The sequence below is a fragment of the Paraburkholderia tropica genome, from assembly GCF_900109265.1.
Classification (GTDB): domain Bacteria; phylum Pseudomonadota; class Gammaproteobacteria; order Burkholderiales; family Burkholderiaceae; genus Paraburkholderia; species Paraburkholderia tropica.
On sequence record NZ_FNZM01000011.1, the window covers coordinates 319,007 to 340,868 of the forward strand.

Sequence of the window (21,862 nt, forward strand, 5' to 3'; positions counted from 1 at the left end):
GGAACAAAAGATCATGCCAAACGCCCCTATGAACGCTCTGCTACCCGACGCGCTGGTGATGACCGGCCTCATCGTCGCGTGGCTCAACGACACGTTCTCCGGTCCTTCGGGCCGGCGCACGACCTACTTTATCGCGCTGCTGACCACGGTCATCGCCGGTATCTGGTTTGCGGTGAACGCGTTCGACCCGCACGTGTACTACTACTTCACGCGCATGTACGTGGTGGATGCGTTCGCCAGTGCCATGAAGGCGGTCGTCACGCTCGGCTACGCCGTGTCGATTGTCTATTCGCGCAAGTATCTCGAAGACCGCGACATGTTCCGGGGCGAGTTCTTCCTGCTTGGCATGTTCTCGCTGCTCGGCCAGCTCGTGATGATCTCGGGCAACAACTTCCTCACGCTGTACCTCGGCCTCGAGCTGATGTCGCTGTCGCTGTACGCGGTCATCGCGCTGCGCCGTGACGCGACGCAGTCGAACGAAGCGGCCATGAAGTACTACGTGCTGGGCGCGCTCGCATCGGGCTTCCTGCTCTACGGCATCTCGATGCTGTACGGCGCGACCGGTTCGCTCGAACTCGGCGAAGTGTTCAAGGCGGTTGCGTCAGGCCACATCAACGACATCGTGCTGCTGTTCGGCGTGGTGTTCATCGTGGCGGGCGTGGCGTTCAAGATGGGCGCGGTGCCGTTCCACATGTGGGTGCCCGACGTCTATCAAGGCGCGCCCACGGCCATGTCGCTGCTGACCGGCGGCGGCCCGAAGGTCGCGGCGTTCGCCTGGGCGGTGCGTTTCCTGGTCATGGGTCTGCTGCCGCTGGCCGTGGACTGGCAGCAAATGCTGATCATCCTGGCGGCGCTGTCGATGATCGTCGGCAACATCACGGGTATCGTCCAGCGCAACGTCAAGCGCATGCTCGCGTACTCGGCCATCTCGAACATGGGCTTCGTGCTGCTCGGCCTGCTCGCCGGCATCGTCGACAACAAGGCGACGGGCGCGGCCAGCGCATACAGCTCGGCCATGTTCTACAGCATCGTCTACCTGATCACCACGCTCGGCGCGTTCGGTATCGTGATGCTGCTGTCGCGTCGCGACTTCGAAGCCGAAACGCTCGACGACTTCAAGGGCCTGAATCACCGCAGCCCGATGTTCGCGGCGGTCATGATGGTCATGATGTTCTCGCTCGCCGGCATTCCGCCGACGGTCGGCTTCTATGCGAAGCTCGCCGTGCTCGAAGCGACGATGAACGCCGGCCTCACGTGGCTCGCGATCCTCGCCGTCGTGACGTCGCTGTTCGGTGCGTTCTACTACCTGCGTATCGTCAAGCTGATGTACTTCGACGCGCCGACCGACACCACGCCGATCGAAAGCCATAGCTGCAATCGCGCGCTGCTCACGCTCAACGGCGTGGCCGTGCTGGCACTGGGTATCATCCCGGGTCCGCTGATGTCCGTCTGCCTGCAAGCCGTTTCGCATACGCTGCCGCTGTAATGTCGTCTGCTGGCTGGTTTATTGTGTTGTTGGCGCTTGCAGGCGCCAACCTGCCGTTCTTCAATCAACGGTTGTTCGGCCTGGTGCCGGTGCGCGCGCAGAAGAAGAGCGCGTGGATCCGCATCGCCGAACTGATCGTGCTGTATTTCGTGGTCGGTGCGTTCGGCTTCCTGCTGGAAGCGCGCGCCGGTAACCGCTTTGACCAGGGCTGGCAGTTCTACGCCATCACGTTCAGTCTTTTTGTCGTGTTCGCGTTTCCCGGCTTCGCCTGGCAATATCTCGTCAAACGCCGTCAGGCGTGATGCGCGCGCCTCGTCCCGCACGAGGCGCGCGTTGTCAGTTTCTCGCGGCTTTCCCGCGCCTTCCCGATCACGCGTCTTTCCGAGGTTTCAACATGGCTGCTGAAGATCAGAAACACGACCCGGCGCTCGCCGAGACGTGCGTCGAAAGCACGACGCTCCACGCGGGCAAATTTCTCACGCTCAAATGCGATACGGTCGCGCTGCCGGACGGCAAGCACGCCACGCGCGAATACGTGCAGCATCCCGGCGCGGTCATGGTGATTCCGCTGTTCGACGACGGGCGCGTGCTGATGGAGCGCCAGTATCGCTATCCGCTGTCGCGCGTGATGACCGAGTTTCCGGCAGGCAAGCTCGATCCGCAGGAAGGCGCGCTCGCATGCGCGATCCGCGAATTGAAGGAAGAGACCGGCTACACGGCGCGCGAATACATTTATCTGACGAAGATTCACCCGGTCATTTCGTACTCGACCGAGTTCATCGACATCTATCTCGCGCGTGGCCTCACGGCGGGCGAGTCGAAGCTCGACGAAGGCGAATTCCTCGAAACCTTCACGGCCACGCTGCCCGAACTGCTCGAATGGGTGCGTGACGGCAAGATCACCGACGTGAAGACGGTGATCGGCACGTTCTGGCTCGAAAAGGCGCTGTCGGGCGAGTGGCCGCTCGGCAAGGCGGAGCAGGGCTGATCCCGAATCCGCGCGGCACCCACGCATGAGGTGTACAGCAAACACGGCGGCCCGCGAGGCCGCCGTGTGCATTCTGGCGCGCGGTTGTCGGCCCGGCTGCATCAGCGCGCAAAATCGGGCGGCGCTACAATCCATCACCGGCATTCCCGGCGCATCGATGCCACAACCGAAGCGGGCAGGGCAGTGAATACCCCACCCCAAAAATTTACGAACGGTCGTTCACAAATTTTCGATTTACGCTACACTTCAACGCAAGCCTTGATTCCCCATGAAGGTCCTCGATCTACAGTGCCCAGACGGCCATCGGTTTGAAGGCTGGTTCGCTTCCGCAGACGACTTCGAGTCGCAGCGCGAGCGCAAGCTGGTCGAATGTCCGATGTGCGGCGCGAACGAAGTCACGCGCCTGCCGTCCGCGCCCCGGCTGAATTTGTCGGGCGCGCGCGCAGCGTCCGACACGCCGCCCCGCGCTCAGGGCGAACACGCTGAGCAGGCGGCGCAGTGGCAGGCGCAGGTGATGCGCGTGATGCGCGAGGTCCTGGAGAAGACGGAGAACGTAGGCGACCGTTTCGTCGAGGAGGCGCGGCGCATTCACTACAACGAAGCGCCGTCGCGCAACATTCGCGGAGTCGCTTCCGTGGAGGATGCGCAAGCTCTCGTCGAAGAAGGCATCGATGTGATGCCGCTGCCGGTGCCGGCCGCGCTGAAGGGTCCGCTGCAATAGCCATGCGGGTCTTCGTCGAGGCTGGGGGGATCGTCCCCAACCAGCCGCGGCCAGGAGACAACCCGCATGGATCTCGATTACTCCCCCACCGACGACGCATTCCGCGCCGAAGTCCGCACCTGGCTCGAGGCCAATTTGCCTCAGGCCATGCGCGACAAAGTCCTGAATCACAAGCGCCTCTCGCGCGACGACATCGCCAGCTGGCACGCGCTGCTCGGCCAGAAGGGCTGGTCCGTACCCGCATGGCCCGTCGAATTCGGCGGCCCCGGCTGGACAGAAGCGCAACGCCATATCTGGGACGCGGAATGCGGGCGCATCGGCGCGCCGCCGGTGCTGCCGTTCGGCGTGTCGATGGTCGCGCCCGTCATCATGAAGTACGGCAACGAAGCGCAGAAGCGTCGCTATCTGCCGCGCATCCGTTCGGGCGAAGACTGGTGGTGTCAGGGCTATTCCGAACCCGGTTCCGGTTCCGATCTCGCTTCGCTGCGCACGCGCGCCGTTCGTGTCCAGGACGCGGCGGGCGACCATTACGTCGTGAATGGCCAGAAGACCTGGACCACGCTCGGCCAGCACGCCGACATGATGTTCTGCCTCGTGCGCACCGACCCCGCCGCGAAGAAGCAGGAAGGCATTTCGTTCCTGCTGATCGACATGAAGACGCCTGGCATTACCGTGCGTCCGATCATCACGCTCGACGAAGACCATGAGGTCAACGAAGTGTTCTTCGAGGACGTGAAGGTGCCGGTCGAGAATCTCGTCGGCGAGGAGAACCGCGGCTGGACTTACGCGAAATATCTGCTCGGCCACGAGCGCACGGGCATCGCCCGCGTGGGCGCCTCGAACCGCGAACTCGCGTTCCTCAAGACCGTCGCGCTGAACCAGAAGAAGAACGGCAAGCCGCTGCTGCTCGATCCGGTGTTCGCCGCGCGCGTGGCCGCCGTCGAAATCGAACTGATGGCGCTCGAAGTCACCGCCGAGCGCGTGATCGCGAGCACCAGCAACGGTCGCGGTCCCGGTCCCGAAGCGTCGATGCTGAAGATCAAGGGCACCGAAATCCAGCAGGCGCTCACCGAGTTGATGGTCGATGCGGTCGGTCCGCTGGCCGCGCCGTTCGATCCGGCGTTCCTCGAAGGCGAGCACGCGCACGCAGCAGGCGGCGACGACGACGCGGCCCCGCTCGCGGCGTACTACTTCAACTATCGCAAGACGTCGATTTACGGCGGGTCGAACGAAATCCAGAAGAACATCATCTCGCAGATGATCCTGGGGATTTGAGGAGCGGCGCAATGGACTTCAATTTCACCGAAGAGCAACAGCAACTCGCCGACGCGCTGCGTCGCTATCTCGACAAGAACTACGGCTTCGAAGCGCGTCAGTCGATCGTGAAGACGCCCGAGGGCGTCTCGGCCGACCACTGGAATGCGTTCGTCGAACTCGGCCTCACGGCGTTGCCGGTGCCGCAAGCGCAGGGCGGTTTCGACGGCACGCCGTTCGACATGCTCGTGGTCATGCAGGAACTGGGCCGCGCGCTCGTGATCGAGCCGTACTGGGCGACGGTCGTGGGCGTCGAGGCGCTCAAGCTCGCTGGCGCGGACAACGCTGAAAACGCGCAATTGCTCGAACGCGTCGCGAGCGGCGAGGTCAAGCTCGCGCCCGCGTTCCACGAACCGGAAGCGCGCTACGACCTGTTCTCGCTTGCCACCACGGCGAAGGAAACCGGCAACGGTTTCGCGCTCAGCGGCGCGAAGTCGGTCGTGCAGCACGGCGCGCAAGCGGACTTCTGGATCGTGCCGGCGCGCCTCGCGGGCGAAGTCGCGTTGTTCGTGGTCGCGCGCGACGCGAAGGGCGTGACGCTCAGCGACTACCGCACGATCGACGGCCAGCGCGCCGCCACGATCCGGTTCGACGCCGTGCAGGGCCGCCGTCTGGGCGACGCGAAAACGGGCGCGGCCATGTGGGAGCGCATCGCCGATTACGCCACCTTCCTGCTGTGCGCGGAAGCGGTCGGCGCCATCGACGCGCTCAATCACGCAACGGTCGAATACACGAAAACGCGTCAGCAGTTCGGCGTGCCGATCGCGCGCTTCCAGGCGCTCCAGCACCGCATGGCCGAGATGCTGATCCACGGCGAACAGGCGCGCTCGCTGACCTACCTCGCGGCCGCGCGTTACAGTAGCGAGTCGCCCGACGAGCGTCGTCGCGCGATTTCGGCGGCGAAGGCGCGGGTGGGCCAGGCGGCGCGCTACGTCGGTCAGCAGGCCGTGCAACTGCATGGCGGCATGGGCGTGACCAACGAAGTCGCGGCGGCGCATCTGTTCAAGCGCCTCGCGATTATCGAAACCACGCTCGGCGACGTCGATTACCACCTCGAACGCTTCGCCTCGCTGCCGGGCTTCGCACAAGCGGCCGCCTGAGCCGCGCGCCGACGCCGGCGTCGCTAGCATCGCCAGCGTCGGCGGCATCATGAAACGGAGAGTTAGCGATGGGCGTGAGTTACGAAGACCTCGAAGTGGGCAAGTCGTATGAAGTCGGCTCGCACACGTTCGGGCGCGACGAGATCGTGCAGTTCGCGCAGCAATACGATCCGCAGCCGTTCCATGTGAGCGAGGCGGGCGGCGAGGCGTCGATGTTCCGCGGCCTCGTCGCGAGCGGCTGGCACACCTGCTCGGTCATGATGGGCATGCTCGTGCGCAATTTCCTCGACGGTTCGACGTCGATGGGCTCGCCGGGCATCGACGAAATCCGCTGGATCAAGCCGGTGCGAGTCGGCGATACGCTCACGATGGTCAACAGCATCGTCAGCAAGCGCGTGTCGGAGAGCAAGCCGGATCGCGGTATCGTCGAAACGCGCTGGGAAGGGCGCAATCAGCACGGCGAAGTCGTCGTGACGGTCAGTTCGAAGGCGTTGTTCGGTTTGCGCCACCCCGGCGCGCGTCATTCTGGAGAGGCGAAATGAGCGAAGCATCCGTTATCGAAATCGCCGATCTCGACGCCTTGCGCGCACGCGTGGGCGCCGAGCCGTTCGTGAGCGGCTGGCGCACCGTGAGCGCGGCGAGCGTGCAGGGTTTCGCCGACGCCACCGGCGATCATCAGTGGATTCACCTCGACGCCGAGCGCGCGCGCCGCGAGTCGCCGTTCGGCGGTCCGATCGCACATGGCTTTCTCACGCTGTCGCTCGTGCCGGTGCTGCTGGAGTCGACGATTTCGCTGCGTCAGCGCATGGGCGTGAACTATGGGATGAACCGCGTGCGCTTCACGTCGCCGGTGCCGGTGGATGCGCGCGTGCGCGGGCGCTTCGGCGTGAAGGAAGTGAGCGAGGTCGAACGCGGCGGCGCGCAGGTCGTGTGGGACGTGACGATCGAGTGCGAAGGCAGCGAGCGTCCGGCCTGCGTGGCCGAATTCATCACGCGGCATTACTTTTGAGGCGCTTTTGAGGAGCTTCTGAGCCTTTGGGCGCCACGCGCTCGATCCATGAAAAAAGCGGCATCCGGTGCAAACCGGACGCCGCTTTTCTTTTAGCGCGGGCGCGGAGTCTGCGGGCGAATCACGCCGCCTTCGCGCCGTGCTTCGCGTACTGCGTCGCGCCGAACAGCATTTCCTTCGCCTTGTCGTCCATCAGCGGCTTGCGCGCGTTCGCGAGCACTTCCACGCCGCGCTTGACCGCCGGTCGCGCGGCGATGGTTTCATGCCAGCGCTTCACGTTCGGCAGCGCGTCGAGATCGATGCCCTGGTTCTGCCAGGAACGCGTCCACGGGAACGCGGCGATATCGGCGATCGTGTAGTCGTCGCCGGCCAGATACTCGCTCTTTTCGAGCTTTGTTTCCATCACGTTGTAGAGACGCTTCGCTTCGTTCGTGTAGCGGTTGACCGCGTACTCGATCTTCTCGGGCGCGTAGATGCGGAAGTGGTGCGCCTGGCCGAGCATCGGGCCGAGGCCGCCCATCTGGAACATCACCCACTGCAGCACGTCGTAGCGCGCGGCGAGATCGTCGGGCATGAACTTGCCGGTTTTCGCCGCGAGATAAATCAGAATCGCGCCCGATTCGAACAGCGAGAACGGCTTGCCGTCGGCGCGCGTCGGGCCTCCGGAATCGACGATCGCCGGAATCTTGTTGTTGGGGCTGATCTCGAGAAACTCGGGCTTGAACTGGTCGCCCGCGCCGATATCGATCGGATGCGCGCGGTACTCGAGGCCCGTTTCCTCGAGCATGATGTGGACTTTGTGGCCGTTGGGCGTGGCCCAGCTGTAGACGTCGATCATCGTGGCTCCTTGGGACGATGGCGCCACGGTATGGGCGTCGGCGCCTGAACTGGCGCAAATTAGCATAGTTCGCCGCGCCGCGCAGAAGCCCGCAAAGTGACCTCAATGTCAGCGTGGGATCGCGCGGGCGCACGGCGGTGGCATCATGTTGCGCAGTGTCCCACTTTCGCGCTTTGCACCCGCATGCGCACACGTCGACGATGACTGCATCCGCTGCCGCACACACGCGCTTTTTGCCGAGTCACCAGTTCTATGAGCGACACGCGGCGTCCGTGGACGAGACGTCGCCGGCGCGCATTCTCGACGCGCTCGTGGCGCTCGACATGCGCGACGATTGGGTCATCGATACGCTGATGCGCGTGCGCGAAGCGCCGACGCGTCTGGTGCAGCGCCTGCATGGCGAGGCGCGCGCGCCGTTCGGCCTGAGTACGTTCACGCCGCTCGATCGCGGTGAGCGCGAGTTGTCGTTCGGGCTGGCGGGGCGCTTCTGGCGTCCGGATTTCGGGCTCGTCGATGTCGCGGATGCGGCGGCCTTTCTCGCGCTTGCGCGCACCGATATCGCGAAGCTGGTGCTGCGGTTTCGCGTGGAGGAGGGCGAGCGCGCGTCGCGGCTCGTGACCGAGACGTTCGTGCATTGCCCGTCGTGGTCCACCCGGATGTTGATGACGCCGTACTGGCTCGCGATCCGTGCGGCCAGCGGCTGGATCCGGCGCAGAACGCTGGCGTCGGTGGCCAGATCGCTCGCGGCGCAGCGCGCGAGCGCAAACTGAGATCTGACTGAGCGCACGCATCGAGCGGAGTTCCATCCGCACGATGCGGCGCTGAGTGCTACGCCGAACTTACGAGCGCGTGACCGGCATTTCCACGCGCGACGCCGCGCCCGGCTCCAGATGACGCGCGAGTTCGAGCTTGGCGATGGCGTTGCGGTGCACTTCGTCCGGGCCGTCGGCGAAACGCAGCGTGCGTGCCTGCGCATACGCGTAAGCGAGCGGGAAGTCGCCGCTCACGCCGCCGCCGCCATGCACCTGAATCGCCCAGTCGAGTACCTGGCAGGCCATGCTCGGCGCGACCACCTTGATCATCGCGATCTCGCCGCGCGCGCCCTTGTTGCCGACCGTGTCCATCATGTACGCGGTCTTCAGCGTGAGCAGGCGCGCCTGTTCGATCATGCAGCGCGCTTCGGCGAGACGTTCCTGCGTGACTGTCTGCTGCGCGATGGTCTTGCCGAACGCGACGCGCGCGAGCGCGCGCTTCGCCATGAATTCGATCGCGCGTTCCGCCAGTCCGATCAGCCGCATGCAGTGATGGATGCGGCCCGGCCCGAGACGGCCTTGCGCGATCTCGAAGCCGCGCCCTTCGCCGAGCAGGATGTTCGACGCCGGCACGCGCACATTTTCCAGCTTGATCTCCATGTGGCCGTGCGGCGCGTCGTCGTAGCCGAACACCGTGAGCGGGCGCTTGACCGTGATGCCCGCCGCGTCGGACGGCACGAGGATCATCGACTGCTGCGCGTGGCGCGGACCATCGGGATCGGTCTTGCCCATCACGATGTACACCGCGCAGCGCGGATCGCCCGCACCCGACGACCACCACTTCGTGCCGTTGATCACGTAGTCGTCGCCGTCACGCTCGATGCGCGTCTGGATGTTGGTCGCATCCGACGAAGCGACTTCCGGCTCCGTCATCAGGAAGGCCGAGCGAATCTGCCCCTGCAGCAGCGGATCGAGCCACTGGCGCTTGTGTTCCTCGGTGCCGTAGCGCTCGATGGTTTCCATGTTGCCGGTGTCGGGCGCGCTGCAATTGAACACTTCGGGCGCCCAGATCACGCGGCCCATGATCTCGCACAGTGGCGCGTATTCGAGGTTCGTCAGGCCCGCGCCGCGATGCGACTCCGGCAGGAACAGATTCCACAGTCCGGCTTCGCGCGCCTTGACCTTGAGTTTCTCGACAATTTCGGTGGGCACCCACGCGTTGCCGGCGGCGCGGTTGCGCTCGACTTCCTCGTGATAGACGGACTCGTTCGGATAGATGTGTTCGTCGAAGAACGCGAGCAGCTTCTCGCGCAGCGCCTGCACTTTCGGGGTGTAATCGAAATTCATCTGGGACCTCGCTAAAGAGCACCGAATACGTTTCGAGTGCGATGGGTTTGCTGATCGGTTTGCCGATGATGAGTCAGGAAATCCGGCGCGCGGCTAGCGCACCTTTTGCGCGTAGTGCCACGCGAGTTCGGCCATCGGCCGCGCGCGGCGTCCGGCGTCGGCGGCCTGGGCGCTGGCGGCGGTGCCGTCGACCACGCGTTTCATGATCCCTTGCAGGATGGCCGCGATGCGGAACATGTTGTAGGCGAGATAGAAGTTCCAGTCGCCGCGGATTTCGAGGCCGGTGCGCTCGCAATACCGCTGCACGTAATGCTGCTCGTCGGGAATGCCGAGCGCCTGCCAGTCGAGTCCGCCGATGCCGCGGAACTGGCCAGGCTCGACGTGCCACGCCATGCAGTGATACGAGAAGTCGGCGAGCGGATCGCCGAGCGTCGAGAGTTCCCAGTCGAGCACGGCGAGCACGCGCGGCTCGGTCGGATGGAAGATGAGGTTGTCGAGGCGGAAGTCGCCGTGCACGACCGACACGCGCGAGCCCTGATCGTCGGGCATATGCTGCGGCAGCCATTCGATCAGGCGATTCATCGCGTCGATCGACTCGGTTTCCGAGGCCTGATATTGACGGCTCCAGCGATCGATCTGGCGTGCGAAATAATTGCCGGGCTTGCCGAAGTCCGCGAGACCGATGGCGTCGGGCTTCACGTTGTGGAGCGCGGCGATCACGCGGTTCATTTCCTCGTAGATCGCGCCGCGTTCTTCGCGCGTCATGCCGGGCAGCGCCTGATTCCAGAGCACGCGGCCCTCGACGAACTCCATCACATAGAACGCGCGGCCGATCACGGCTTCGTCTCCGCACAGCGCGAGCATCTTTGCGACGGGCACATCGGTGGCGCCGAGCGCATCCATCACGCGATATTCACGTTCGATGGCGTGCGCCGAAGGCAGCAGCTTCGCCTTCGGCCCCGGCTTCGCGCGCATCACGTAGCTGCGCGTGGGCGTGACGAGCTTGAAGGTGGGATTCGACTGGCCGCCGGCGAACTGCTCGACCGTGAGCGGTCCGGCGAAGCCCGCGACGTGCGCCGCGAGCCATGCGCTCAAGGCGTCGATATCGAAACGTTGACGGTCGGCCACGGGCCGCGTGCCTTCGAACGCCGAGAAGTCGGTGGACTTGTCGGCGGCGTTCTTGTCTCCATCCGGGGTGGCTTGCGCCATGTTTGTCTCCGTTCTTGTGTAAGCCGTCGGTGCAACGCGCTAGCGCTGCGGGCGATAGCGCAGATATTGCGCGTACAGCATCTCCATCGTGGTGTTGCGGGTGTCGCGATGCAAAGGCGAGGGCGGCGCATGGTTCAGCGCGCGCACGACCCAGTCGTGCGGCGCCGCGCCCGCATCGAGCACGTTGATGCAGCCGGTGGTCTGCGCGAGGTGGCCGAAGAACATGCGGCCGCCCGCCGTGATCGCGTGCGAGAGAATCGCGCGGTTCACGCCGCCGTGCAGCACGAGCAGCGCCGTGTCCCAGGCGGGATCGGCGCGCAGTTCGGCGATAGCGGGCAGCACGCGATCGAGCAGTTCGCCGATGCTTTCGCCGCCGAGAAAGCGCGTCTCTTCGGACACGACGCCGTCGAAGGCGCGCAGAAACGCGTTCTCGATGTCCGCGGGCGCGATGTCGGCGAGACGGCCGCCGCGGATTTCCTGCCACGCCGGCTGGTCTTCGAGGGCGATCTGCTGCCCGGTCGCGTCGAGCACATGTCGCGCGGTTTCGATCGTGCGCCGCAAGCCGCTCACGATCACGCGGTCGAAGCGCACGCCTTGCTGCGCGAACGCCGCGCCGGCGGCGCTCGCCTGGGCGCGGCCGTTGTCGTTGAGCGGCACGGTGTCCGGATCGATCGCGCGGCCTGAATCGTCGAAATAGGTGACGTCGCCATGGCGCATCAGATAGATGCGGCGGCGCTGCGGCAACTGGAATTCGCTCATCGCTTGTAGACCGGGGAACGTTTTTCGAGGAACGCGGTGATGCCTTCGAGGCCGTCGCTGTGATGCAGCGAGGCGACGAAGTTGTCGCGTTCGGCGGCGAGCTGCTCGTCGAGCGTGTGCGTGACGGCGACGTTCGTCAGGCCCTTGATGCGCGAGACCGAGTTCGGCGCGATCTTCGCGAGTTCGTCGGCCCAGGCGAGCGCGGCGTCGAGCGCGCCGTGCGGTTTGGCGAGGCGGTTGACGACGCCCAGTTCGGCGAGGCGCGGCGCGGCGATCGGCTTGCCTTCGGCCATCAATTCGAACGCGAGCGCGCGCGGCAGCGACTGCGCGAGGAACCACGAGCCGCCGCCGTCGGGCGTGAGGCCGACACGCGCGTAGGCCATGACGAACTTCGCGTCCTCGGCGGCCACCAGCAGGTCGGCGGCCAGCGCGAGCGAGAAGCCCGCGCCTGCCGCGGCGCCTTCCACGGCGGCGATCACGGGCTTGCTGCACTGGCGCATGGCCGTCACCCATTGGGCGAGCATGTCGATGCTGGCGGCCTGCACCGACGGGTCTTTCGCGCGGTTTTCGAGCAGGCGGTTCAGGTTGCCGCCCGCGCAGAAGAAGTTGTCGGCGCCCGTGAGGACGATCGCGCGCAGCGACGGATCGCGCTCGGCGGTGTCGAACGCTTCGATCGCGGCGGCGTACATGTCGGGATGCAGCGCATTGCGCGCGCCGGGATTCGAGAGCGTGAGCACGAGCGTCGATTCGTGGCCGTGCGGGCGGGTGCTGAGGAGTTCGGCGCTCATGACTGGGCCTCGTTCGATGCGATGGTAACGGCGCGCAGGCGCGTGACGCTGCACGCGGCGCGTTTGCCGGACTTGCCTTTTACGGCGAGTTTCGCGAAGGTGTCGGCGGGATACGTTGCCGCATCGTCGCCGGGTGTCTCAATATTGAAATGATGGAAAGTCATTGGAAGCCTGGCTCCATGATTGGCCTAGAATAGCACGGTCGTACATTTTCATGAAAACGGTTCGGCAATCCGGGATTGCCGCGCATCGCCCCCAAGGAGGAGACGAGGATGATCAAGCTGCATGGTTTTGCGGTCTCGAACTACTACAACAAGGTGAAGTTCGTGCTGCTCGAGCACGGCATTCCGTTCGAGGAAGTGCTGACAAAGCTGCCGCTCGCCGAGGCGCAGCTCGCCGAATCGCCGGGCGGCAAGGTGCCCTACATCGAAACGGAGCAGGGCTTTCTGTGCGAGTCGGAAGTGATTGTCGAGTATCTGGCGGCGCGCTTTCCGGAGAAGCGCATCTTCGCGGCCGATCCGTGGCAGGCCGCGAAGGAACGCGAGCTGATCACCTTCATCGAAACGCATCTGGAGCTGGTCGCGCGCGAGCTGTACGGCGAGGCGTTCTTCGGCGGCAAGGCCAGCGACGAAGTGAAGGCGACGGTCGAAAAGCGCCTGAACCGCTATGTGGCGAGCTTCAAGCGGCTCGCGAAGTTCGCGCCGTACGTGGGCGGCGAGCAGTTCGGCGTGGCCGACATGGCGGCGTTCGTGAGCCTGCCGCTCGTCGGCATGGCGACGCAGAAGGTCTACGGCCGCGATTTCCTCGCCGAGGCCGGCGTGGACTGGAAGGCGTACGTCAAGCTCGTGAGCGAGCGCCCGGCCGCGCAGCGCGTGGGCGCCGACCGCAAGGCGTACCTCGAAGCGAACGCGTAACGCGCGCAAGCGCGCCCTGCCGTGCGATGACCGGACACGCCTCAAGGCGGTTCGCGGCGTCATCGCGCTGGCGGGGCGGCGGGATGTTACGCGCTCAGAGCCGCGCGAGCCGTTCGAGCGCGCTGGCGAGGGTGCTCTCCTGCTTGGCGAAGCAAAAGCGCACCACGCCCGATTCGTGCGACTCGTGATAGAACGCCGACACCGGAATAGCCGCCACGCCAATCTCCGAAGTGAGCCACTTCGAGAACTCCGCTTCGGGCAGGTCGCTGATCGCCGAATAATCGACGCACTGGAAGTAGGTGCCTTCGCACGGCAGCAGCTTGAAGCGCGAGTTCGCGAGGCCAGCGCGGAAGAAGTCGCGCTTGCGCTGATAGAACGCGGGCAGGTCCAGATACGGCTGCGGATCGCGCAGATACTGCGCCAGACCCACCTGCATCGGCGTATTCACCGTGAACACGTTGAACTGATGCACCTTGCGGAATTCGGCCGTGAGCGGCGCGGGCGCGGCCACGTAGCCCACTTTCCAGCCGGTCACGTGAAACGTCTTGCCGAAGCTCGACACGATGAAGCTGCGCGCGGCCAGTTCCGGATAGCGCGCCACGCTCTCGTGCGGCTGGCCGTCGTAGACCATGTGTTCGTAGACTTCGTCGGAGAGGATCAGCACGTTGGTGCCGCGCACGATCTCTTCGAGCTTGCGCATTTCCTCGGCGCGCCAGACCGTGCCGGTCGGGTTGTGCGGCGTGTTGATGAGGATCAGGCGCGTTTTCGGCGTGATGGCCGCGGCGAGGCGGTCGAACGGAATCGCGTAATCGGGCGCTTCGAGCGTCACGAACACGGGCTTGCCGCCCGCGAGTTCGATCGACGGCAGATAGCTGTCGTAGGTCGGCTCGACCACGATCACTTCGTCGCCGGGATGCACGGTCGCGAGAATCGTCGTGAGGAGCGCCTGCGTGGCGCCCGCCGTCACCGTGATTTCGCTGTTGGCGTCGTAGCGGCGGCCGTAGACCTGCTCGATCTTGCCGGCGATCGCTTCGCGCAGCGCAGCGACGCCGGCCATCGGCGGATACTGGTTGTGCCCGTCGCGCATGGCTTGCGCCACCGCGTCGACGATGCGCGCATCGCAGTTGAAATCGGGGAAGCCCTGACCGAGATTGACCGCGCCCTTTTCGGCGGCGAGCGCGCTCATCACCGTGAAGATCGTCGTGCCGACGTCGGGCAGGCGCGACGGAAAAGAGGGCGTGAGCAGGTTCTGCGTCGACGGAGCTTGCGAAGGATGCGGTGCGTTCATGGCGCGGTCGTCTGGAATCGGAGGAACAGGAAAGCCTGATTGTAGGGAAATCGGCGCGGCTGCGTGCGCCGGTTCAGGCGGCGGCTTCGGCCGCGCCGCCCAGCCCGCATTCGGCGACGAACACATCGGGCGTGCCGATCCGGAAACCGAAGTCGCGCGCGATGCGCTTCGCGAGCTTGAGCACGGCGCGGTCCTTCGAGACCAGCCACGCCGCGCCGCTCGCGCGCGCGAGTTCGAGAAACTTCTGGTCGTCGCGGTCGCGGCATTGCGGCAGCGCGCGCGCGTCGGCGGGCAATTCGGGCGGCTCGATCAGCGAGACGAGCGGCGCAAGCGCGGCCAGCGCGCCGGCCTTGTCCACGCCGCGCCCCTGCAGATGCGGATAATCGAGCACGAACGCGAGCTCGCCGCGGCAGCGCGCGTCGATCAGCGCCGTGAGCGCGCCGCGTTCGAGCGCGGCGCGGATCGGCCGCGTGTGGGGATCGTCGAAGATGAGGATGTCGAGCCAGACATTGGAGTCGAGCACCACGATGGGCGCGTCGGGATTCCGGGGCGTAAAACCGGTCATTCGTGAATTCGCTACAATCGGGCTTTCGCCTTTGAACATGGGCACCGCGTGCCCTGCAAGCCTCTATGATAATCGTTCTGTCGCCGGCCAAATCGCTCGACTATGACACGCCGGCGCACGTCGACACCCACACCATCCCCGATTTCGTCGACGACGCGGCCGAGCTGATCGACGGCCTGCGCCGCCTGTCGCCGCAGCAGATCGGCACGTTGATGAGCATTTCCGACCCGCTCGCGCGCCTGAATTTCCAGCGTTACGCCGACTGGTCCACGCGCTTTAGCCAGAGCAACGCGAAGCAGGCCGTGCTCGCGTTCAACGGCGACGTGTACGAGGGTCTCGACGCCCGATCGCTTTCGCACGCCGACCTTGACTACGCGCAAAACCACGTGCGCGTGCTTTCGGGTCTCTATGGCCTGCTGCGTCCGCTCGACCTGCTGCAACCGTATCGCCTGGAGATGGGCACGCGCTTCGAGAACGCGCGCGGCAAAGATCTCTACGCGTTCTGGGGCGAGCGCATCACGCACGCGCTCAACGCGCAGTTCGAGCACAACCACGCGAAGAGCGCGAAGCACGGCGCACGCGTGCTCGTGAATTGCGCGTCGAACGAATACTTCAAGGCCGTGAAGCCGAAGAAGCTCGACGCGCCTGTGATTACGCCGGTTTTCGAAGACTGGAAGGGCGGCCGCTACAAGATCATCAGCTTCCACGCGAAACGCGCGCGCGGTCTGATGGCGCGCTATGCGGTCGAGAACCGCATCGCCGAACCCGAAGCGCTCAAGGCCTTCGACAGCGAAGGCTATGCATTCGATGCGGGCGCATCGAACGATTCGACCTACGTATTCCGCCGTCGCATCGCCGATTGAGCGATTTGACCGATTGATAGATTGACCGTTTGAGCGGCGCGCGAGCACCGATCCAGCCAAGGATATTGCCATGACGATTTCCATCTCCAGCCAGTTCGACGCGGGCGCGATCGAAGTGCTGTCGTGCGAGCAGCCCGACGACATCCGCCTGCGCGTGCGCCCCGACAATCAGTCCGAATTCGCGCAGTGGTTCTACTTCCGCCTGACGGGCGCGCGCGGCGAGCCGTGCACGATGACCTTCGAAAACGCATCGGCATGCGCGTTTCCCGAAGGCTGGCGCGACTATCAGGCCGTCGCGAGCTACGACCGCGTGAACTGGTTCCGCGTGCCGACCTCGTACGACGGCAAGGCGCTGACCATCGAGCACACGCCCGATTTCGACAGCATTTACTACGCGTATTTCGAGCCGTACGGCGAGGAGCGCCACTCGGAATTCCTCGGCGCGCTGCAGCAGTTGCCGCACGCCACGCTGAGCGAGCTCGGCCAGAGCGTCGAGGGCCGGCCGATGTCGCTGCTCTCGCTCGGCATGCCCGGCGACACCACGCCCGAAGGCAAGCCCAAGCAGACCGTGTGGATCATCGCGCGCCAGCATCCGGGCGAATCGATGGCCGAATGGTTCGTCGAAGGTCTCGTGAAGCGGCTGGCGGGTTGGGGCGACTGGTCGGGCGATCCGGTCGCGCGCAAGCTGCTCGACCGAGCGATTTTCCACATCGTGCCGAACATGAACCCGGACGGCAGCGTGCACGGCAATCTGCGCACGAACGCCGTGGGCGCGAACCTCAATCGCGAATGGATGGAGCCGGATGCGCAGCGCAGCCCGGAAGTGCTCGTGGTGCGCGACGCGATCGAGCAGACCGGCTGCGATCTGTTCTTCGACATTCACGGCGACGAAACGCTGCCTTATGTGTTCGTGGCGGGATCGGAAATGCTGCCGGGTTTCACGGATCAGCAGCGCACGGAGCAGAAGGCGTTCATCGACGCCTTCAAGATCGCGAGCCCCGACTTCCAGGACAAGCACGGCTACGAAGCGAGCCGCTATCGCGAGGACGCGCTCAAGCTGGCGTCGAAGTACATCGGCCATCGTTACGGCTGTCTCTCGCTCACGCTCGAAATGCCGTTCAAGGACAACGCGAATCTGCCCGACGAGCGCGTGGGCTGGAACGGCGAGCGCAGCGCGTCGCTCGGTGCGGCGATGCTGCAGGCCATTCTCCATCACGTTGAGACCTTCGCCTGAGGTTCGCCTGACGGCATCGCCACGACGGTGACGATATGAAAAAGGGGGAAGCGGTGTGAGCCGCTTCCCCCTTTTTTGTTCGCGCTGTTGTGTGCGTGAACTGTCGTGCCGCGCTTACTGCGCCGTCGACTTTTTCTTCGTCGACGACTTCTTCGCTGTGGCTTTCGCGGTGGACTTCGTGGTCGATTTCGATGCGGACTTCGTGGCGCTCTTCGACGAGGTGGACGAGGACTTGTGGCTGGACTTGCTCGTCGACTTCTTCGTCGTGCCCTTGCTCTTGCCGGTCGCCTTTTTCGACTTGGCGGTGTGTTTGCCGCTCACGTGCGCCGCGCCGGGCGACGCGCTGCTGCGCTCGCTGCGCGCACGTGCGGGCGGTTCGGGATCGTTCCAGCTGAAGGCGAGGATCTGCTGACCGACGTAGCCGCAACGGAATTTGAGATCGTACGGCGCGTGGCTGCTGTCTTGCGGAATGCCGATGCCGTCGACGGTGACGATCGTATCAACCTTCACGCGCTGCTTGCCTTCATCGAAGGAATCGTTCCAGGGCGTGACGGTGGCGTGCGCGCTATCGAAGGAACTGGGCGGGAATTCGACGTGATCGAGCACACTCGACGTGCCGGCGATGAAGTTGCCGTGCGCGGCGCAACGCGCGACCAGCGGATCGGCATGCATCTGCGTGACGTAGGTGTTGACGAGATCGTTTTGCTGCTCGAGCTGATCGGCCTCGGCGGGCAGCGTGCAGACGAGCATCAGGCTCGCGGCGCAGGCGACCAGTCGGCCTCCAGTACGCAGCAACTGGCGGAAAGCGATGTTGCGGTCCATCTGATTGTTCTGGATGAGGGTGGAACGTCTGGCACCGTAAGATGCTGCGCTGCGTGGTTGAGTTCAATCCTGAAACAATTATTTCGCGCGTTGCCCTCGTGGGATCGACCGTTGTTGCCGCACACGCACTGAGCGCGACGCGGCGTGTGGCCGCAGGCGCCGATTCATTCTAGCGTACGACCGGCGGACCGCAATCGAGGAAACCATCAGGGAGGCGACGCGTTGCTTGCGTCAGCGTTGCTTAGGTGCTCTCAGGTGCTCTCAGGTGCTCTCAGGTGCTCTCAGGTGCGCTCGGTTTTGCTCAGCCTGGCTCAGGTGCGAGGGCCGCCGAGGCGATAGCGTCGCACGTCGTAAGTCGTGACCCACGCGGGACGGTAGACAGCGATCAGTGCGGTCGCCATGCCGGTGAACCAGGCCTCGCCGGACGCGAGCAGGAACACGCTGAACGCGTAGCCGGCCGGCACCGCGAGCATCGAGCCGTTGTTGAGCGCGATGTGCGTGCCGAGCGCGAGATACGCCGCGGCGGAGACGGCGATGGCAGGTGAGACGAAGCCCTGCCCGACGATGAACATGAAGAGATTGCGCGGCAGCCAGGCCGTGAAGGCGCGCTGCAGCAACGCCGACAGGCAGACCGGAAACGCACCGTAGACGAGGAAGGTGAGCGCGACGCCGTCCCACGGCGAGTCGAACACCAGCGCCGCGAGGGCGACGACCACGGCCATGGCAATGAGCGCCAGGCCCCAGTCGAACAGCGTGACCACGAGGGTGGCGCCGAGCAGATGCAGCACGGTGCCGTCTTCGAGCCACGCGTTACTCGCCCACAGCACGGAGACGGCCACGATAATGGCGAGCCACACGTGCTGGAGCGTCGCGTCCTGCAGACGCTTGAACGGGTTGTTCCATAGCGCGAACGCGAGCAGACCCGCCGATGCAACCCATGCACCGACGATGACCCACAACGGTAGTGGCGTATAGAGGAACCCCATGAGCTTCATATTACTCGTTGGAGGGCAAAACGTGTGCGCTGCCTGGCGGCGCTTCGGGGTCTTCTGTATCGACGAGGGTGGTCCCGGGCGGGTTGCAGGGCGCGGGCGCCGTGTCGCCGTAAGGCGGCGTGGGCTCCGCGGCCATCGGTAGCGGCGCGAAGGTGTCGTCTGTCAGCAACGGATAGCGGAACTCCGCTTCTACGCGGGCGCGCAGTGGCGTGGGGCCGTGTTCGCCATGTGCGGGTTTGCGCGGACTGTCGCGACGCGTGCGCAGCACCTGCAGCTGATTCGACAGCAAGCCGTTGTAGATCGCCACGGCCGCCGCCCGGTTGGGCGCGCCGAGTTGCTGGAAGATGCTCGCCAGGTGAACCTTGACCGTGCCTTCGCTGATGCCGAGTGCGCGCGCGATCATCTTGTTCGTGCTGCCCATATGCACGCAACGCAGGATCTGCTCCTGGCGCGGCGAGAGTGCCACCCGGGTCGAGAGTTTGCGCGGCAGTGGCATGCCGCGTGCATTGCGGCGTGGCGGAACCGGCCACGCACCGGGCGGGCAGAACGTCGGACCAAAGACATCGGCGGGCAGATGGTCGCCGCCAAGCAGAATCAGTTCGAGCAGTTTGACGATCAGAATCGAATCCGTGGTGCGGCGGATGATGCCGCGCGCGCCTTCGGAGAGGAGGGCGCGAACCTTATGCGGCGGTTCGGTGCGATCGACGAGCACGGCGATGGGCAGCGTGCGGTGCCGGCTCACGAACTGACGCAGTTCGCCGGCGACGATGCCGTCGTGCCAGTCGATCACGAACAGATTCGGGGTGAAACGTTGCGCCGCGCGTTCGGCGCTACGCCAGTCCGGGGCGTCGCTGAAACGCGCGCGACGGTCGATTTGTCTTAACAGCGCCTTGAGCCCTTCGCGCCGTTCGGCGTCCGGATTGAATACAGCAAACCGCATAACACTGCCCTCCCGTGTATTGCCTCTCGAAATGTTGTGCTGCGCGTACCTTCGGCACACGTCGCTCGAAACCGGAACTACCGCACCATGATGACAAAAAGGCCGCCGTTTGACGGCCTGTCCAGATGGCGTAGGACGTAGGGCAAAAAAAAATCCCGCACAGTGGCGGGACTTGGGATGCAGCGGGTAGGAATACGCCGCGTTGCTTAGTGGAAGTGCGGCTGAACGGGCTCAGCATCTTCCGGCATCTCGGCGTGGACGATTTCACCGAGCGGATCGGCATAGAGCGGCACGCCGCAATCGTCGCAATATTCCGGCTCGAAGCGGCCCGCGTGGCGACGGATATCGGTGATGCCCGATTCCTTGAGCAGCGTCACGATTTCTTCGAGCGGGCCGGTGGCGTCGCTTTCTTCGGACGGCTCTTCGTCGATCTCCGCGTCGCCGTTTTCGCGACCGTAGAGCGGCCAGACGACGCCGTACAGCACGTCATTGCTGCCGCGCTTCGTGAAGCCGATACGGTATTCGTCGATGCGGCGCTCGCCGAAGCCAGCGACAACGGCGCGCAGGTCTTGCGCCGTCGCGCCGATCGTGTCGAGCAGATAGCGTACGGCGGTGCGGATGGTGTGCGGGCGCACGCGCTCGTCGGCGTCGCGGCAGGCGGAGTAGTACGCGTCCGGCAGCAGGCATTCGAACTCGCAGCCCGGCATGACGACGGCCAGATTGGCACCGCCCTGCGTGGCCCATTGTTCGAGGCACTGCCCGCGCTCGATGCGCGAGCCGTTTTCTTCTTCCTGCCAGCGGAACAGCGGCGCGCCGAGCGGTGCAGCCACCACGGCGAGCAGGAAACGCGGATCGGCGAGGATCGGCGACGTCTCGGGCAGCTCGCCCGTGCTGATCTTCGCGACGTTGCCGGTCAGCGCCGACTGCGAAAGCTGCTGGGCGAGGCGCCACGTTTCCACGTGATGGCGCGGCAGCTGGTCGATGCTATAGAGATAGGGCGCCATCGCGACATGCGTGCCGCTCGCCAGCACGTGTGCCTGCAGATGCGTGCGCAGGGCGTCCGAGGCATCGGCCTTCAGCGGACCCGACGGAATCACGTAGCGCGTCCAGGCGAGCACGGGCGCGGCAACCAGCAGCGCTTCGTACTTCTCGCCCTCGTGCTCGAGAATGAACGACTCGCTATGCGTTTCCGCCATGTCAGCGAGCGCGCCGTAGGCGTCCGGATGATTCTGCTGCAGATGATCGAGCGCGGCGTCGAGCGTGGTCTGATTGCCGTTTCGCACGACCTTCGCTAGGAGCGTGTCGAGCTTGGCCTCCCAGAAGCGGTCTTCGGTGCGGCTGCCCGAGGCGAACAGGGCGAGCGACAGGCCGACAAGCTTGTCGGCGTCAGGGGGGAGGCGTTTGGCGATTCGCGAGCGCATAAATCTGTGAGTTGGGATGCAGAGAACCCCATATTCTAGTCTGTTCCGCGCAGGCCATCGGTTTGCCCTACAGGATGGGGAGAAGAGGGCGTGCGGCCGCGTGCCGTTCTATGCGTTGGCGGGCTTCTGCTGGGGGTGTCGTGCGGTTTGAAGCCTCGGTTTGACGCTTGAAGGACATACCAAAAATCCGCTTGCAATAAGTCATGCGTGTGACTAGAATTCGCCTCCTTCGCAATTCGATGTCACTGACACCGCAGCGCGAAGCCCGCGACGAAACGAGCGGGTTCGCAGGATCAGCAAGCTTTTTAAGCGGCGACGTAAAAAAAGATGTTGACGAAACGAAAAAGAGACTTCATAATCTCGTTTCTCTGCTGCTGACGCAGCAACGCAGCAAACGCCGGGTAGTACAGCGCACTACGGTGCGGCAGTCGAACCGGGCAGTTTGGGCGACGCGATCTTTAAAAATTTACAGCCGATAAGTGTGGGCGCTTGATAGGTGATGCGACCTG

The 21,862-nt window shown here is 64.8% G+C and carries 23 protein-coding genes; 12 read left to right on the plus strand and 11 right to left on the minus strand.

Annotated features, from left to right (window positions below; all coding sequences use genetic code 11):
* Window positions 1-13: 13 nt before the first annotated feature.
* The 8 genes from nuoN to BMY06_RS20450 all read left to right on the plus strand — a co-directional run bounded on the left by nuoN (window position 14) and on the right by BMY06_RS20450 (window position 6,618).
* A complete protein-coding gene (gene nuoN / locus BMY06_RS20415; RefSeq protein WP_065064593.1) occupies window positions 14-1,486 on the plus strand; it encodes an NADH-quinone oxidoreductase subunit NuoN in 1,473 nt (490 codons plus the stop codon).
* The gene (locus tag BMY06_RS20420; RefSeq protein ID WP_065064595.1) at window positions 1,486-1,788 is read left to right on the plus strand and encodes a DUF2818 family protein; all 303 of its coding nucleotides are present in this window, start codon (window positions 1,486-1,488) and stop codon (window positions 1,786-1,788) included. The genes nuoN and BMY06_RS20420 overlap by 1 nt, the downstream gene beginning before the upstream one ends.
* 92 nt (window positions 1,789-1,880) lie before the next feature.
* Window positions 1,881-2,474 (plus strand): NUDIX domain-containing protein, encoded by a 594-nt coding sequence (locus tag BMY06_RS20425; RefSeq protein ID WP_065064597.1) that lies wholly within the window; start codon window positions 1,881-1,883, stop codon window positions 2,472-2,474.
* 268 nt (window positions 2,475-2,742) lie between these two features.
* Window positions 2,743-3,195: a DUF1178 family protein gene (locus BMY06_RS20430; RefSeq protein WP_074984826.1), complete on the plus strand. Its 453-nt coding sequence runs from the start codon at window positions 2,743-2,745 to the stop codon at window positions 3,193-3,195.
* A gap of 66 nt (window positions 3,196-3,261) precedes the next feature.
* Window positions 3,262-4,470 carry an acyl-CoA dehydrogenase family protein gene (locus tag BMY06_RS20435; RefSeq protein WP_065064600.1) on the plus strand — a complete coding sequence of 403 codons (1,209 nt, stop codon included), beginning with the start codon at window positions 3,262-3,264 and terminating at the stop codon, window positions 4,468-4,470.
* Between the two features lie 11 nt (window positions 4,471-4,481).
* The gene (locus BMY06_RS20440) at window positions 4,482-5,609 is read left to right on the plus strand and encodes an acyl-CoA dehydrogenase family protein (protein WP_065064602.1); all 1,128 of its coding nucleotides are present in this window, start codon (window positions 4,482-4,484) and stop codon (window positions 5,607-5,609) included.
* A gap of 68 nt (window positions 5,610-5,677) precedes the next feature.
* Window positions 5,678-6,151 carry a MaoC family dehydratase gene (locus BMY06_RS20445; protein WP_065064604.1) on the plus strand — a complete coding sequence of 158 codons (474 nt, stop codon included), beginning with the start codon at window positions 5,678-5,680 and terminating at the stop codon, window positions 6,149-6,151.
* Complete coding sequence (locus BMY06_RS20450; protein ID WP_065064606.1) at window positions 6,148-6,618, plus strand: MaoC family dehydratase; 471 nt, start codon at window positions 6,148-6,150, stop codon at window positions 6,616-6,618. The genes BMY06_RS20445 and BMY06_RS20450 overlap by 4 nt, the downstream gene beginning before the upstream one ends.
* 121 nt (window positions 6,619-6,739) lie before the next feature.
* Here the strand turns inward: BMY06_RS20450 and BMY06_RS20455 are convergent, their stop codons facing one another.
* Window positions 6,740-7,456: a glutathione binding-like protein gene (locus tag BMY06_RS20455; RefSeq protein WP_074984828.1), complete on the minus strand. Its 717-nt coding sequence runs from the start codon at window positions 7,454-7,456 to the stop codon at window positions 6,740-6,742.
* 200 nt (window positions 7,457-7,656) lie between these two features.
* Between BMY06_RS20455 and BMY06_RS20460 the strand changes: the two genes are divergently transcribed.
* Window positions 7,657-8,226, plus strand: a complete 570-nt coding sequence (locus tag BMY06_RS20460) for a hypothetical protein (protein ID WP_074984871.1) — start codon at window positions 7,657-7,659, stop codon at window positions 8,224-8,226.
* A gap of 69 nt (window positions 8,227-8,295) precedes the next feature.
* On the opposite strand, the gene BMY06_RS20465 is transcribed toward BMY06_RS20460, so the two are convergent.
* From BMY06_RS20465 to BMY06_RS20480, 4 genes are all read right to left on the minus strand, one after another.
* Window positions 8,296-9,555, minus strand: a complete 1,260-nt coding sequence (locus BMY06_RS20465) for an acyl-CoA dehydrogenase family protein (RefSeq protein WP_065064610.1) — start codon at window positions 9,553-9,555, stop codon at window positions 8,296-8,298.
* A 93-nt stretch (window positions 9,556-9,648) separates the two neighbouring features.
* Complete coding sequence (locus BMY06_RS20470) at window positions 9,649-10,764, minus strand: phosphotransferase (protein WP_074984829.1); 1,116 nt, start codon at window positions 10,762-10,764, stop codon at window positions 9,649-9,651.
* A 39-nt stretch (window positions 10,765-10,803) separates the two neighbouring features.
* The gene (locus tag BMY06_RS20475) at window positions 10,804-11,523 is read right to left on the minus strand and encodes a histidine phosphatase family protein (RefSeq protein WP_074984831.1); all 720 of its coding nucleotides are present in this window, start codon (window positions 11,521-11,523) and stop codon (window positions 10,804-10,806) included.
* Window positions 11,520-12,311 (minus strand): oxepin-CoA hydrolase, alternative type, encoded by a 792-nt coding sequence (locus tag BMY06_RS20480; protein ID WP_074984832.1) that lies wholly within the window; start codon window positions 12,309-12,311, stop codon window positions 11,520-11,522. Before BMY06_RS20480 ends, BMY06_RS20475 begins: the two co-directional genes overlap by 4 nt.
* Window positions 12,312-12,583: 272 nt before the next feature.
* Here BMY06_RS20480 and BMY06_RS20485 point away from each other — a divergent pair, with 272 nt between their 5' ends.
* Window positions 12,584-13,225 (plus strand): glutathione S-transferase family protein, encoded by a 642-nt coding sequence (locus BMY06_RS20485; RefSeq protein ID WP_065064618.1) that lies wholly within the window; start codon window positions 12,584-12,586, stop codon window positions 13,223-13,225.
* A 94-nt stretch (window positions 13,226-13,319) separates the two neighbouring features.
* Here BMY06_RS20485 and BMY06_RS20490 read toward each other — a convergent pair whose 3' ends face one another.
* Window positions 13,320-14,513, minus strand: coding sequence for a pyridoxal phosphate-dependent aminotransferase (locus BMY06_RS20490; protein WP_074984834.1), 1,194 nt, complete (start codon window positions 14,511-14,513; stop codon window positions 13,320-13,322).
* Window positions 14,514-14,586: 73 nt separating this feature from the next.
* Window positions 14,587-15,078: a putative toxin-antitoxin system toxin component, PIN family gene (locus tag BMY06_RS20495; RefSeq protein ID WP_065064622.1), complete on the minus strand. Its 492-nt coding sequence runs from the start codon at window positions 15,076-15,078 to the stop codon at window positions 14,587-14,589.
* A 65-nt stretch (window positions 15,079-15,143) separates the two neighbouring features.
* On the opposite strand from BMY06_RS20495, the gene yaaA reads away from it, so the two are divergent.
* Window positions 15,144-15,941: a peroxide stress protein YaaA gene (gene yaaA, locus BMY06_RS20500; RefSeq protein WP_065064624.1), complete on the plus strand. Its 798-nt coding sequence runs from the start codon at window positions 15,144-15,146 to the stop codon at window positions 15,939-15,941.
* 70 nt (window positions 15,942-16,011) lie between these two features.
* Window positions 16,012-17,175, plus strand: a complete 1,164-nt coding sequence (locus BMY06_RS20505; RefSeq protein ID WP_065064626.1) for a M14 family metallopeptidase — start codon at window positions 16,012-16,014, stop codon at window positions 17,173-17,175.
* A 114-nt stretch (window positions 17,176-17,289) separates the two neighbouring features.
* On the opposite strand, the gene BMY06_RS20510 is transcribed toward BMY06_RS20505, so the two are convergent.
* The 4 genes from BMY06_RS20510 to BMY06_RS20525 all read right to left on the minus strand — a co-directional run bounded on the left by BMY06_RS20510 (window position 17,290) and on the right by BMY06_RS20525 (window position 21,353).
* A complete protein-coding gene (locus tag BMY06_RS20510) occupies window positions 17,290-17,997 on the minus strand; it encodes a BspC domain-containing protein (RefSeq protein WP_074984835.1) in 708 nt (235 codons plus the stop codon).
* A 311-nt stretch (window positions 17,998-18,308) separates the two neighbouring features.
* Entirely contained in the window at window positions 18,309-18,983 is a 675-nt protein-coding gene (locus BMY06_RS20515) for an energy-coupling factor ABC transporter permease (RefSeq protein ID WP_065064652.1), read from the minus strand.
* A 10-nt stretch (window positions 18,984-18,993) separates the two neighbouring features.
* Window positions 18,994-19,932: a response regulator transcription factor gene (locus tag BMY06_RS20520; protein ID WP_074984837.1), complete on the minus strand. Its 939-nt coding sequence runs from the start codon at window positions 19,930-19,932 to the stop codon at window positions 18,994-18,996.
* Between the two features lie 206 nt (window positions 19,933-20,138).
* Complete coding sequence (locus BMY06_RS20525) at window positions 20,139-21,353, minus strand: DUF2863 family protein (protein WP_065064632.1); 1,215 nt, start codon at window positions 21,351-21,353, stop codon at window positions 20,139-20,141.
* Between the last annotated feature and the right edge of the window lie 509 nt (window positions 21,354-21,862).